At 66.5% G+C, this 13,330-nt stretch carries 14 protein-coding genes; 2 read left to right on the forward strand and 12 right to left on the reverse strand.

The features are described from left to right. The first annotated feature begins 6 nt into the window (after positions 1-6). Positions 7-813, forward strand: a complete 807-nt coding sequence (locus GQR91_RS18990; protein ID WP_149683035.1) for a GIY-YIG nuclease family protein — start codon at positions 7-9, stop codon at positions 811-813. A gap of 190 nt (positions 814-1,003) precedes the next feature. Here GQR91_RS18990 and GQR91_RS18995 read toward each other — a convergent pair. The 9 genes from GQR91_RS18995 to pobA form a co-directional block, all read right to left on the reverse strand. Then, positions 1,004-2,187, reverse strand: a protein-coding gene (locus GQR91_RS18995; protein WP_149683036.1) for an IS3 family transposase whose coding sequence is annotated in 2 segments (ribosomal slippage) — positions 1,004-1,908 and positions 1,908-2,187 — 1,185 coding nt in all. Because the reading frame shifts where the segments join, the coding sequence is not laid out codon by codon here. A 299-nt stretch (positions 2,188-2,486) separates the two neighbouring features. Continuing rightward, positions 2,487-3,689: a 3-oxoadipyl-CoA thiolase gene (pcaF, locus tag GQR91_RS19000; protein ID WP_149683037.1), complete on the reverse strand. Its 1,203-nt coding sequence runs from the start codon at positions 3,687-3,689 to the stop codon at positions 2,487-2,489. Further along, on the reverse strand, positions 3,689-4,867 hold the full coding sequence (gene pcaDC, locus GQR91_RS19005) for a bifunctional 3-oxoadipate enol-lactonase/4-carboxymuconolactone decarboxylase PcaDC (RefSeq protein WP_149683038.1): 1,179 nt from the start codon (positions 4,865-4,867) through the stop codon (positions 3,689-3,691). Before pcaDC ends, pcaF begins: the two co-directional genes overlap by 1 nt. A gap of 2 nt (positions 4,868-4,869) precedes the next feature. Next, complete coding sequence (locus GQR91_RS19010) at positions 4,870-6,012, reverse strand: lyase family protein (RefSeq protein ID WP_149683039.1); 1,143 nt, start codon at positions 6,010-6,012, stop codon at positions 4,870-4,872. After that, positions 6,009-6,668, reverse strand: a complete 660-nt coding sequence (gene pcaG / locus GQR91_RS19015) for a protocatechuate 3,4-dioxygenase subunit alpha (protein ID WP_149683040.1) — start codon at positions 6,666-6,668, stop codon at positions 6,009-6,011. Before pcaG ends, GQR91_RS19010 begins: the two co-directional genes overlap by 4 nt. After that, entirely contained in the window at positions 6,658-7,359 is a 702-nt protein-coding gene (gene pcaH / locus GQR91_RS19020) for a protocatechuate 3,4-dioxygenase subunit beta (protein ID WP_149683041.1), read from the reverse strand. Before pcaH ends, pcaG begins: the two co-directional genes overlap by 11 nt. Then, the gene (locus tag GQR91_RS19025) at positions 7,356-7,985 is read right to left on the reverse strand and encodes a 3-oxoacid CoA-transferase subunit B (protein WP_149683042.1); all 630 of its coding nucleotides are present in this window, start codon (positions 7,983-7,985) and stop codon (positions 7,356-7,358) included. Before GQR91_RS19025 ends, pcaH begins: the two co-directional genes overlap by 4 nt. Beyond that, on the reverse strand, positions 7,982-8,695 hold the full coding sequence (locus tag GQR91_RS19030) for a CoA transferase subunit A (RefSeq protein ID WP_149683043.1): 714 nt from the start codon (positions 8,693-8,695) through the stop codon (positions 7,982-7,984). Before GQR91_RS19030 ends, GQR91_RS19025 begins: the two co-directional genes overlap by 4 nt. Further along, complete coding sequence (gene pobA / locus GQR91_RS19035) at positions 8,692-9,879, reverse strand: 4-hydroxybenzoate 3-monooxygenase (protein ID WP_149683044.1); 1,188 nt, start codon at positions 9,877-9,879, stop codon at positions 8,692-8,694. Before pobA ends, GQR91_RS19030 begins: the two co-directional genes overlap by 4 nt. A gap of 127 nt (positions 9,880-10,006) precedes the next feature. Between pobA and GQR91_RS19040 the strand changes: the two genes are divergently transcribed. Further along, entirely contained in the window at positions 10,007-10,888 is an 882-nt protein-coding gene (locus GQR91_RS19040) for a helix-turn-helix domain-containing protein (protein WP_149683045.1), read from the forward strand. Positions 10,889-10,906: 18 nt separating this feature from the next. On the opposite strand, the gene GQR91_RS19045 is transcribed toward GQR91_RS19040, so the two are convergent. The 3 genes from GQR91_RS19045 to GQR91_RS19055 form a co-directional block, all read right to left on the reverse strand. Next, a complete protein-coding gene (locus GQR91_RS19045) occupies positions 10,907-11,830 on the reverse strand; it encodes a sugar phosphate isomerase/epimerase family protein (protein ID WP_149683046.1) in 924 nt (307 codons plus the stop codon). 19 nt (positions 11,831-11,849) lie between these two features. After that, positions 11,850-12,806 carry a sugar phosphate isomerase/epimerase family protein gene (locus GQR91_RS19050; protein WP_149683047.1) on the reverse strand — a complete coding sequence of 319 codons (957 nt, stop codon included), beginning with the start codon at positions 12,804-12,806 and terminating at the stop codon, positions 11,850-11,852. A gap of 66 nt (positions 12,807-12,872) precedes the next feature. Next, positions 12,873-13,330, reverse strand: a 458-nt coding sequence (locus GQR91_RS19055) for a TIM barrel protein (RefSeq protein ID WP_164727774.1), incomplete at its 5' end; no start/stop codon positions are given.

Genomic DNA, 13,330 nt, shown 5'->3' on the forward strand with positions numbered 1-13,330 from the left:
GTGCCTGTGGCGGCGTCGCGCGACCGAAATCCCGCCTGGTCGCGCGACGAGACCATCCTGCTGCTGGACCTCTACCTCCGACATCCGTCGGCAGAGGCGCGACACCCGGAGGTCGCGGCGCTGTCCGCGACGCTGCGCGACCTCGCCAGCGAAACCGGAACGCCCCGGCCCGAGACCTTCCGCAACCCCGTAGGTATCGCCATGAAGCTGCGGAACCTCGCGCAGCAGGATCCCGCATTCCAGCAGAGCGGAAGAGCGGGCCTTGGCCACGGGAACCGCCTCAACGCGGAGATCTGGCGACTGCTAGCGAACGATCCGGTCGCGCTCGCCGCGGAGGTAAAACGGGTAAGGCATGACATAGCGACGCAGATCGAGGGGCCCGGCGGGCGAACGCCGAGCCGTGGTCCCGTCCCGACCTTCGGCTCCTTCGGCGTGGCACGGTCCGATGGTGAGACGCAGGTCTACGTCCTGACCCTGAACGGCTTCCGAAGCTGGCTTGCCAGCAGGCATGACGTGCCGCACGGATTCGACATCCTGAAGGTTGGCATATCGAACGACGTAGAGCGGCGCCTGGGCGAGCTTAACGCCGGCCTCCCGGCCGTGCTGGACCTTCGCTGGCGCAAGTACTGGTCTATAGTTCTTCCAGTGGCGTCCGACGCCTACATGATCGAGCAGGCTGTGCTCAGCAGCGTCGAGGAGCGAGGCTGGTCTGGTGGCGGCGAGTTCGTGATCGCGCCGGCAGAGCAACTCGTAGCCCAAATCCTGGCCACGCTGCACGAGCTCGCTCCGGAAGGCCCAACCGCTAGAACTTGATCACGCGCATGCCATCGGCCAGTCCGATCCATTTGGAGAGAAGGCTCGCGGAACCTCACGAGCTTCGGCCAGCCGGCCTTCGGCTCGCGATGGTTACGTCGCTCAGAGAAGCCGGTGCGGCCGTAACCGCCGTCGCCCGGTAAACGAAGCGCAGATTATGATCTTCCCTCGGTTCGACGGACACGCTGGGTTAGCCGGTCATGCGCTGCTCGGCTTGCTCGGGGGTTAGATACCCGAGGGCCGAATGCATACGATGCCGATTGTAGTAGCCTTCGATGTATCCGAACAGCGCCTGTCGGGCTTCCGACTGGGTGGCCCATCGGCATTGATGGACCAGCTCGACCTTCAGGGTGTGGAAGAAACTTTCCATCGGGGCATTATCGTAGCAATTGCCGGTGCGGCTCATCGAGGGCACGGCGCGGATCGCCGACAGGTAATCGACATAGGCCCCGGCTGCGTATTGCGACCCGCGATCCGAGTGGCAGATGAGGCCGGGCGCTGGACGCTGCCGCTGAGCGGCCATCATCATCGCCGCGAGCGGCAGTTCGGTCCGCATGTGATCGCGCATCGACCAACCAACGATCTTGCGTGTCGCCAGGTCGAGTACCGCGGCCAGATACAGCCAGCCCTCGCCGGTCGCGATGTAGGTGATGTCGGCAAGCCAGATCTGGTTCGGCGCGGTTGCCACGAAGCACTGCGCCAGCAGGTTCGGCGCGATCGGCAGATAGTGGCGGCTGTCGGTCGTGCAGGGCCGGAACCGGCGGCCTGCCAGCGCGCGGATCCGATGGCGGCGCATCAGCCGTTCAACGCGGCCACGGCTGCACTGATAGCCCTCCGCCCGCAGGGCGGCATGTATCCTCGGCGAGCCATATCGTCCATGATGGCGCGCCTGGAGGCGGCGGACATCTTGCAGCAGGGCCAGGTTTGCTGTCGTCCGAGCGCTCGGTGCGCGACTACGCCAGTCGTAAAAGCCGCTGCGCGACACGCCGAGCATGCGGCACATGACGTTCACCGGCCAAGTGGACGCATGCTGCTCGATAAAGGCGAACTTCACCGCGGCATCTCCGCAAAGATGCCGACGGCTTTTTTTAAGATGTCGCGCTCCATCCGCGCACGGTCCAGCTCGCGCCGCAACCGTGCAATCTCGGACGCCTGATCCGCTGGCGACGCCATGGTCGATACTGGCGGCTTCGCCGCCGGGCTTGCCGGCGGGGCGCTGCTCTCCTGCTGCTTTCGCTGCCAGCGACGCAGCATCGTCGGCATGATCCCCAGCTCCGCCGCCACCTCGGTCTGCAAGCGACCGCTCGTCTCCCACAGCGCCACCGCCTCGCGCTTGAACTCGTCCGTGAACCGACGTTTTGTCGTACTCGCCATCATGCACCTCCTGGCCCCGCAGAGCCTATCATTGGTGTCCGTCAAACCGAGGGAAGATCAATTAGGCGATCTGAGCCTTCAAGAGCGGCCATTCCTCTTACCACCCACCGCCGGGCGTTCGAGACCGCTGCCCTGCCGTCTGAACGAGCGTCCGCTTTGTCGCGATCGACGCTGGAAAGCGGACAGGCCGCTTCCCACCACCGGCCGGCGTTCGAGCCCCCTACCCCGCCATCTGAACGAACGTCCGCTTTCCACAATGTTTGCACATCACGCCGCCGCAGATTTATGCCAGAATCAATTTAACTCCGCTCCAGAAGCAAAGCGAGCCCCTGCCCTACACCGATGCACATGAAGGCCATCGCATAGCGGCCGCCAGTACGACGCAGTTCCTCCGCTGCACTCATCGCGATGCGGGCACCCGACATACCAAGCGGATGTCCGAGTGCGATCGCTCCGCCGTTGCGGTTCACGCGAGGGTCGTCGGGAGCGATGTTCAGGTCGCGGAGCGTCGCGATCGCCTGCGCGGCAAAGGCTTCGTTGAGTTCGATGACGTCGAGTTGGTCAAGGGCGACCCCGGTGATGCGGGAGAGCTTGCGCGCCGCCTCGATCGGTCCGGCACCCATCACCCGTGGCGCGATGCCCGACGACGCCATGCCGAGAATACGGGCGCGGGGTGTGAGGCCGTGTTGGACCGCCGCTGCTTCGGACGCGATCAGCATCGCAGCAGCACCATCGTTGAGGCCCGAAGCATTGCCCGCCGTGACCGTACCGTCGGCGCGGACGACGGGCTTCAGTTTCGCAAGCGCTTCGAGGCTGGTGGCGCGCGGATGTTCGTCCTGGGCGAAGATGATCGGATCCCCCTTGCGCTGGGGGATAGTGACGGGGACGATCTCGGCGGCCATGCGTCCGCTGGCGATCGCGGCGGCGGCCTTTTGCTGGCTGGCGAGAGCGAAAGCGTCCTGCTCCTCGCGACCGACCTGCCATTGGTCGGCGACGTTCTCGGCGGTCTGCGGCATGGTATCGACGCCGTAGGCCGCCTGCATCGCAGGGTTGACGAAGCGCCAGCCAAGCGTCGTGTCCTCGATCTTCTGCGTGCGATCGAAGGCGGCGGTGGCCTTGCCCATAGCATAAGGCGCACGGGTCATGCTCTCGACCCCGCCCGCGATCATCAGTTCGGCATCGCCACTACGGATCGCCTGGGCAGCACTGCCGACGGCGTTCAAGCCCGATCCGCACAGCCGGTTGATCGTGCCGCCCGGCACCGCATCAGGCAGTCCGGCGAGCAGCACCGCCATGCGCGCGACGTTGCGATTGTCCTCGCCCGCCTGGTTGGCGCAGCCGAGCAGGACGTCGTCGATCGCTTCCCAGTCGACGTGCCGGTTACGCTCCATCAGCGCGCGTAACGGAATCGCGGCGAGGTCGTCGGCACGCACGCTCGACAGCGCGCCGTTCAAGCGGCCGATCGGGGTACGAACCGCGTCGCAAAGGTAAGCGTCGGGCATCAGGCCTCCTGTTCGATGATGGCGATGATCTTTTGCGCTTCGGCGAAACCGGTGTTCGCAGCGGGCACGCCGGCATAAATCGCGGTCTGCATCAGCACCTCTTTCAGGTCGTCGGTCGTGAAGCCCCCCCGCGACAGCCCGGCGCGGACGTGGAGCGCGAACTCTTCCCACCGTCCGAGCGCGCAGGTGACGGCAAGCACCAGCAACCGGCGGGTGCGATCGTCGAGGCCGGGGCGGCCCCAGATCTCGCCCCAGGCGATGCGGGTGATCATCGCCTGAAAATCGGCGGTGAAAGCGGTGCGCTTCGCCAGGCTCGCATCGACCCATGCGTCGCCCAGCACCCGGCGGCGGTTGACGAGGCCGGCATCGAACAACGTGTCGGCGGCGCTCGTCGCGGCGGCGTCGGTGCACAGGAATCCGCGCAGCGCGCTCGCCAGTGCGCCCGGTGCCTCGATCGGTGGCAGATGCGCGCCGTCGAGGCTAGCGTGGCGTGCACCGGGAATGGTCAGCAGATGCTCGCCATGCCCCGCATAGGGGGTCGAGACATCGAGCGTCGCGGTCACCACCAGCGTTGGTACGGCGATCGCGTCGATCCTGTCGGCCAGCGCCATGTCGCGGATCGCCGCCCCAGCCCCGGCATAGCCGTCGTCGGACTGGTAAGCGATACCATCGCGCAGGGTGTCGGCAATCTCGGGGTGAAGCGTCGCGAAGCCCGGTGACAGGAAGCGGCCTACGCCCATGTCGGCGATCGCCGCCGTGCCGTCGCGGCGCACCGTGTCGATGCGCGCGCTCCAGGCCGCCGGGTCCATCGTCGCCGAGGTGCAGATCAACGTCAGCGCCGCGACCCGCGCGGGATGATCGAGCGCCAGCTGCATCGCGACCATGCCGCCGAGCGACACGCCCGCCACCGCCGCGCGGGCCACCCCGGCGTCGTCGAGGATCGCCGCCACGTCATCGGCGAGCATAGCCAGGCTGTAGTCGCCCGGCGGCGCATCCGAACCCCCCGCCCCGCGCGTATCGATGCGCAACAGGCGGAAGGTGGGCAGCAGCAGCGGAACCGTGCGATCCCACAGCGACAGGTCGGTGCCGATCGAATTGAGCAGCACCAGCACCGGACGATCCGCGGCGCCCTCGATCCGCCAGTGCAGACGCACGCCGTCGCGAAGGGTAATGGCCATCGTCAGTCCTCTTGTTCGCCGAGTAGTTCGGCGATCACGCCCATGCTCTCGCCGATATCGTCGCCGACCTCGGCGACAGCCAAGTTCCGGGCGATCGCGGCTTCGTCGATCTCCAGCCCCTCGGCCACGAGCGCCAGCGCGGCGGCGCTGCCACTGGCGAGCAGGAACAGATCAGCGACCACCGGTCCTTCGGCCTGCCAGCCGCCCAGCCCGCGCTCCTGTTCCTGTGGCAGCCCGGCGAGCAGCGACGCGACGAGTCCCGGCGCGCGCGTCGCCGCCGACAGCGCGACTTGACAGCCGGTCGGATTGCGCTTGTGCGCCATCGCCGAGGAACCGCCCCGCCCGGCGACCAGCGGCTCGCGTGCCTCGCCCACGCCGTTCTGCGCCAGCAGGGCGACGTCGCGCGCCACCTTGCCGAGCGCGCCGATGAGGATGCCGAGCGCGGCACCGATCGCCGCCACGCCGGTGCGCCGGGCATGCCATGGCGATGCACGCCCGAGGCCAAGCGTATCGGCGATCTGCGCGGCAATCGCCGTGCCCTTATCGTCCAGCCCAGCACGTGTTCCTGCCGCGCCACCGAGTTGCAGGTTCGCATGACGTCCGACCGCCGCGTCGAGCATAGCCAGCGCATCGCCGATGCCGCGCGCCGCCTGCGCCAGCCGCAGGCCGAATGCGACCGGCATCGCCTCCTGCAACAACGTGCGCCCGATCGCCGCGCGATCGGCATGGACGCGCGCGTGCCTCCCCAGCGCGTCGACGACGCGCCGAACGTCACCCGCCAGCAACCGGTGCGCCGCGCGGACCTGCAGCATCAGCACCGTGTCGGCCACGTCCTGACTGGTCGCACCGCGATGCAGCGCCTGCCCCGCCGCACCGCCGACCATCGCCCGGAGTCGCGCGACGAGCGGGATGGCGAGCGTGCCCGCGAGCGCCGCTTCCTCGGCCAAGGCCGCAGCGTCAATCCGCGCCGGGTCGACACCCGCCGCGATCGCCTCGGCAAGGTCGGGGGCGATCACGCCATGCGCAGCCTGCCCCTGCGCCAGTGCCGTTTCGAAGGCGCAGGCATAAGCGATGGTCGCGGCATCGTCGAACACCGCGATCATGTCCGCCGTCGCGGCGGGGCGCAGGCGCAGCAGGTCGCTCACAGATCGAAGAACACGGTTTCGCGCTCGCCCTGCAATACGATGTCGAACGACCAGACGCCTTCTTCACGGGCGGTGGCGATCAGCGTCGCGCGGCGCTCCGCCGGGACCAGCGACAGGATCGCGTCCTCCGCCGCCATGCCGGCGAAATAGACCCGCGTCGCCAGCCGCTTGATGAGGCCTCGCCCGAAGACGGACAGTGCGATATGCGGTGCATGGCCCGGTCCGATGCTGCCGGGCAGGATCGTGCGGAAACGATAGCGGCCGTCCTCACCGGTCGCGGCGCGGCCGAAGCCGACGAAATGCGGATCGCTGTCCGGCTCCCCGCCATAGCGGCCGGCGGCATCCGCCTGCCAGAGTTCGAGCATCGCGTCGGGAACCGGTGCGCCCGCGCCGTCGACCACGCGGCCGGTGAGTTCGATCACCTCGCCCGCCGGGGTGCCGGTCGGTGCGGACAGGTTCAGCACATAATGCGCTTCGGGAAACAGCTCGGGTCGCGCGCCCCTGTCCGATTGCCCGACCAGATCGGCGCCACCCTTCCACGGCAGACCATAGTGGAAAAAGGGACCGACCGTCTGGCTGGGCGTCTGCCCGAACAGCGTCGGGTCCTGATTGTCGACGCGCGGCGCCGGGCGGCGGTCGGCGACGTCAATGGTCATGGTCGTCCTCCTCGAACGGCGTCTGGTCGCGGCCCTTCAACACCACGTCGAAGCGGTAGCCGAGCGCCCAGTTCGGCTCGGTCACGTCCATGTCGAAGCGGGCGACCAGCCGCTGACGATACGGCATCGGTACTGCGTTCGCGATCGGATCGATCTCAATCAGCGGATCGTCGGGGAAATAGAGCTGCGTCACCAGTCGGGTCGCGAATGCCGGCCCAAGCAGCGACAGATGGATATGCGCCGGCCGCCATGCATTGCGGTGGTTGCCCCATGGATAGGCTCCAGGCCGCACCGTCACGAAGCGATAGCGGCCCTGCGCATCGGTCACGACCCGCCCCGCCCCGGTAAAGTTCGGGTCGTGTGGCGCGTCCCATTGATCCTTGGCATGGATATAGCGGCCGGCAGCGTTCGCCTGCCAGATTTCCATGACCGTGTTCGGCACCGCGTGACCGTCCTCGTCAAGCACGCGGCCGGCCACGATGATCCGCTGGCCCTGCGGCGCGCCGGCATGCTGCGTCGTCAGGTCGGCCAGCGCCGGCCCCATCAGCCGCTCCCACCCCGTCGGACCGGTCGTCTCGGTCCGCGTCTGCGGCACCCGCAACGGCGCTTGCATGGGTGCGCGGGTGCGGGTCGATCCGTAATCGGGAAAGAGCGCGGGCGGCGAGCCGGCATCGTCATGGGCATAGCTCATAGCTTCAGCTCCGCCCCGGTCTTGGCGCGAACCTCTTGCGCGGTGACGCCAGGCGCACATTCGATGAGGCGCAGGCCCGGCTTGTCGCAGGCGATGACGGCCAAGTCGGTGATGATGAGGTCGACGCACGCCTTGCCGGTCAGCGGCAGCGTGCAGTCGGGCAATATCTTCGGATCGCCATGCTTCGACACATGGTCCATCACCACGACGACCCGGCGGACCCCGGCGACCAGGTCCATCGCCCCGCCCATGCCCTTCACCATCTTGCCTGGGATCGTCCAGTTGGCGAGGTCGCCCGCCGCCGACACCTCCATCGCCCCCAAAATCGCCATGTCGATATGGCCTCCGCGGATCATTGCGAAGCTGTCGGCACTGGAGAAGAAGGACGAGGTCAGCAGCGCGGTGATCGTCTGCTTTCCCGCGTTGATGAGGTCGGGGTCCGCCTCGCCTTCATAGGGAAACGGGCCGATGCCGAGCATGCCGTTCTCCGACTGGAGCGTCACCTCGATGCCCGCGGGCACGTAATTGGCGACCAGCGTCGGGATGCCGATGCCGAGATTGACGTAGAACCCGTCCTGCAATTCGCGCGCGGCGCGTGCCGCCATTTCGTCACGGGTCCAACTCATGCCGCGTCCTCCCGGCTGCGCGTGGTTAGCTTCTCAATCCGCTTCTCGTTGATCGTCGAGCGCACGATGCGATCGACATAGATGCCCGGCGTATGGATGCAGTCGGGATCGAAGCTGCCTTCGGGCACGATCTCCTCGACCTCCGCCACGGTCACCTTGCCCGCCGTAGCCATGTTCGGGTTAAAGTTGCGCGCGGTCTTGCGGAACATCAGATTGCCTGCCGGATCGGCCTTCCATGCTTTCACGATCGACAGGTCGGCGCGCAGCCAGGTTTCGCGCACATATTCCTCGCCCTCGAACGTCTCGACCGGCTTGCCCTCCGCGACGACGGTGCCGACGCCGGTTTTGGTATAGAAGGCGGGGATGCCCGCTCCCCCTGCGCGAATGCGCTCGGCGAGCGTCCCCTGCGGGCTCAGTTCCAGCGCCAGTTCGCCACCGAGATATTGCTGCTCGAACAGCTTGTTCTCGCCGACATAGCTGGAGATCATCTTCGCAACCTGCCGGCTTTCCAGCAGCATCCACAGGCCGAAACCGTCGGCCCCGGCATTGTTCGAGATGACGGTCAGCCCCTTCACCCCGCTTGCCCGAATCTCCGGGATCAGGCTTTCCGGATTGCCCGACAGGCCGAAGCCGCCCGACATGATCGTCATGCCATCGAACAACAGTCCGTCGAGCGCGGCGGTGGGAGAGTCGTAGATCTTGCGGGTCATGCCGCCTCCAGCGGTAGGCCGACATAATTCTCGGCGAGGGTCCGCTGCGCGGCGGGGGAGCCGCGCAGATAGTCGAGTTCGGCCATCTGGATGCGGCGGTCGAACCCGTCCATGGTCGGAAACCGGTGGGTGACCGAGGTGAACCACCACGAAAAGCGCTCGGCCTTCCACACCCGGGCCAGCGCCCGCGCGGAATAGCCGTCGATGCCGGCATCGCTCCGGTCATGATAATGGTCGGCGAGCGCCTCGCCCAGCATCGTCACGTCGGACACCGCCAGGTTCATGCCCTTGGCGCCGGTCGGCGGCACGATGTGCGCGGCGTCGCCCGCCAGGAACAGCCGCCCCCACCGCATCGGTTCGGCGACGAACGAGCGGAGCGGCGCGATCGACTTTTCGAACGACGGTCCGCGCGTCACCTTCGCTGCCGTCTCCGGTCCAAGTCGGACGCAGAGTTCGTCCCAGAAGCGGTCGTCGGACCAGTCGGCAACATCCTCGTCAAGCCCGCACTGGATGTAATAGCGGCTGCGGGTGGGCGAGCGCATCGACGCCAGCGCGAAGCCGCGTTCGTGATTGGCGTAGATCAGCTCGTGCTCGGCGGGCGGCACATCGGCGAGCACGCCGAGCCAGCCGAATGGGTACACTCGCTCGAAGGTGCGTAGGACATTGGCCGGGATCGCCACGCGGCTGACGCCGTGATAGCCGTCGCAGCCGACCACGAAATCGCATTCTAACCACTGCGGCCCGGCGGCGTCGCGCCACGTCACCAGCGGCCGGCCGCCATCGAGGTCGGACAGCGTCACGTCGGCGGCATTCCAGCGTATGTCGAGCCCGCGGGTCTCGGCCGCGTCGAACAGGTCGCGCATCACCTCCTGCTGGCCGTAGACGGTGACGGTAGCGCCACCGGTCAGCGCCGCCATGTCGATACGGAACAGCCGCCCGTCGAGCGACACGTTGGTCCCGCCATGGACTAGGCCTTCGCGCTCCAAGCGCGTCGACAGTCCGAGCCGCCGCATCAGGTCGACGGTACCCTGTTCGAGCACCCCGGCCCGCACCCGCCCCTCGACATAATCGCGGTCGCGGCGTTCGATGACGGTGGCGTCAATCCCCTCGGCGCGCAGCAGGTGCACCAGGAACATTCCCGCCGGCCCTGCACCGATGATCGCCACCTGCGTACGGTGCCGCATCCTGTCCTCTCCTACGTCGGCGATTGCGCCGTTCCGAAGTGCATCATGCCGCTGCAGCCGGCGCGGAGCGATGGACGCTCCACACGAAAAGTTGGACGATCCGAACATGGTCCGTTACCCCTAGGCGGTGCACGGCGGATCAATTCCCAGCTTCTACCTCTATGGCGAGCCGCATCGGGCGGTGGAGGAGGGCTTCGTTCACGCCGAACGCTTGGACGATCGGTCGCGGCCCAGCGAATGGACGATCCTGCCGCACGCCCATGCCGATCTGGTCCAGTTGTTCGTAGTCGATCGCGGCGGGGGCGAGATGCGCGCGGAGGATGCGCGGTTGGCAGTCGGAGTCCCGGCGCTGCTGTTGATTCCCAGCGGCGTCGTCCACGGCTTTTCGTGGCAGCAGGAATCGGCGGGGTCGGTCGTGACCCTGTCGATGCGACATCTATCGGTGCTCGATGTGCGTTATCCCGGTATGATGGCGCTATTCGGATTACCGCGCGTGATCCCGCTGGATGCGGCGGCATGCGCTGCGATCGGCGCGGGCGTCACGGTACTGATGCGGGAACTTGGCTGGGCGGCACCGGGCCATGATGCGGCGGTCGACGCTGCTTTGCTTGGCATCCTGGTCGAGACGTGGCGCGCGGGCGGACCACCGGCTGCCGACACCGCCAGCTTGCCGGGCCAGCAAGGCGCGCTGGTCGCCCGCTTCCGCGCGCGGATCGACGAACGCTTCCGTCTGCGCGAACCCATCGCGGTCCATGCCGCAGCACTCGGCGTCAGCGAAAGCCGCCTACGTACTGCTTGCGCACAGGTCGCCCGCCTCTCCCCCGCCGCGATGCTCGACCAGCGCGCGATACTCGAGGTCAAGCGCGCGCTGCTCTACACCAACTTGTCGGTTGCGGAGGTCGGCTACGCCGCAGGCTTTGCTGATCCCGCCTATTTCACCCGCTTCTTCACCCGCCACGCCGGAGTATCGCCACGCGCTTTTCGATCGCGGGAGAGCAAAGTCGCCTAGCCTATGCTCCACGGGCGATCAGTCGTAGATCGGGCGCAGCACCGTATCGAGGTGGTAGCGGGTCAGCGCCATCGATGCGAGCAGGTCGGGTGAGCCGTCATATTCGATCGACATCCAGCCCTTGAACTGATCCTCCTTCAGCAGATGGTACAGACCCGCCAGGTCGAGCGTACCGAGCCCCGGTTCCCAGAACCAGCGCGTCCCGTCGTCGGTGATTTCGGGATCCTGTGCATAGCGCACGCTGTCGGGCTGACGCTCGGACGCCGTGTCCTTCAGATGAAAGGTGCTGATCCGGTCGCGATAGTCGCGGTAAAAGGTCAGCAGGTCCTCGCCCATAATCGCTACCTGCGCAGTATCCAGGCAATAGTGCACATAACGCGGATCGGTCGATTCGATCAGTTCGCGGTGGTTGGGCAGGTTGATCGCGCAGAAGAACTCGTTGTGCAGCCCGATCTTTACCCCGTAGTCGGTGGCATAGCGGCCGATCTCGTTCATCACCCGGGCGCATTGCTGCACCTCTTCGCGGGTCAGCGGACCTGATCCGTAATAATTCTGGGTCGGGCAGGTGTTCATATAGCTGCCGCCGAACTTCACGATCGTCTCGACCGCTTCGCGACCCGCACGCACCGCTTCGTCGAAATGGTCCGCCTGGTGCGAGGCGTGCGCGCCATGGAACATGCCGATCACCTCGACGCCGCGGTCCTTGGCGAAGGCGGTGAAATTCTCGGGCGATCCGAACAGCGGCAGGATGTCGGCGAGATCCCAAGGTGCGATCTCGATCCCGTCGAAGCCAAGTGCTGCCTGATATTTCAGGATCGTGTCCCAGTCGGAATAATAGGCGGTGTTGGTCTTGTCCTCGTAATAGAATTCGCGGAAATTATCGATCTTCCGATAGGGAATGCTCTTCCAGTGGCACATGTTGGCATAGCGGATGTTGGGCATCGCGGAGACTCCGTCCGGCTTAATTCTGCAAATGGTTCAGGAGCGCGCGCGTACGCAGCAGCGCGCGGAACGGGTCGCGCGTCTGGCGGGCGCTGCAAACGACCGGCCCGGCATAGCCCAGCTGGTTCAGCAGGCTGACGATGGCGGGCACGTCGACCTCGCCGGTACCTGGATCGCGGAACACCTGCGTCGCGCGATGCGCGGGAAACTCGGGGTTGGGCGTCTTCCACGTCGCCGCATCGTCGACGAAGGCAGTGTCGGTCAGATGAACACAGCCGATGCGGTCGCGGTGCGCGGTGATGAACGCCGCCGGGTCGATCCCCGCGATCGTCAGATGCGCGGTATCAACGTCCAGCTTCACGCCGGCCGGCAACCGGTCGAGCAGCGCCAGGATGTGTTCGCCCCGGAACACGCTCCAATATTCGTTGCGCAGCACCAACGCGACGCTCGTCGCCTTGGCCTTTACCGCAAGCCCTTCGACCAGTGCGACCACGCGTTCGGTGAAGGCGCCGAGCCTGTCCTCAAGATCGGGATGATAATGGGCGATGCGTCCGTAATAGGCCGACGGGCTGATCGCGAAATACTCGGCATTCAGGTCGGCGGCGTGGGCCAGCGCCTCACCCGCGAAATGCCCGGTCGCCCCGAAATAGAAGTCGAGGTTGGCGTTGCGCATGAACAGGTTGGAATCGAACGTCACCCCGACCACCCGGTCGACATCGCCCTTCGCCAGCGCCGCGCGATAGTTGTCGGTATTCTCGTATTTGGTGTTAATGCAGTAGCGGTTCATCGGCACGCCGCTGCGCCCGCCGAACTGCCATACCGGCTCATAGGGGATTTCGATCGACCGAAACCCCGACGCGCCGATCAGCGGATAGAGTTCCTCCCAGAAATACTTGCTCTCGTACCGGTTCCGGTTGGGTTCCTGATAATGGCGATTGATGAGGTCGAGGCTCATCGCGAATTGATCGCTGTGCATGGATGGGTTCCGAAAATGATGAGACGCGATCGGTCGCGCCGGAGGTAAGGGCGGGCCGCGCCCGTCTCAGTCGGCGAGCATCCGCCGCGACTGGTCGAGGGACTGCGCCATCGGCATCGTCGGGAAATATTCGAGGCCGATGGCCCCGTCATATCCGACGGCGCGCAGGGTTCGCATGATCTCGGTCCAGTCCAGGGTACCCGTACCCGGTTCGTTGCGGTCGGGCATGTCGGCAGCCTGGACATGGCCGACGAGGTGGATGCGGTCGGTCAGCACCTCGGCCATGTCCTCGCCCATCACCGCGCTGTGCCAGATGTCGTAGAGCAGGCGCAGGTTCGGGCTGTCGACCGCCTCGACCAGATCGAGACCGAGCTTGGTGCTGACCAAATACATGGTCGCGAACAGCCGGGTGTTGAGCGGTTCGAGCAGCAGCATGACGCCCGCTTCCTCCGCCGCATCGGCGGCGGCGCGCAGCGCGGCGACGGCGTTGGCGAAATGATCCTCCTCGCTAAGTCCCTCGACGC

Origin of the sequence: Sphingomonas carotinifaciens (assembly GCF_009789535.1) — a bacterium.
GTDB lineage: Bacteria > Pseudomonadota > Alphaproteobacteria > Sphingomonadales > Sphingomonadaceae > Sphingomonas > Sphingomonas carotinifaciens.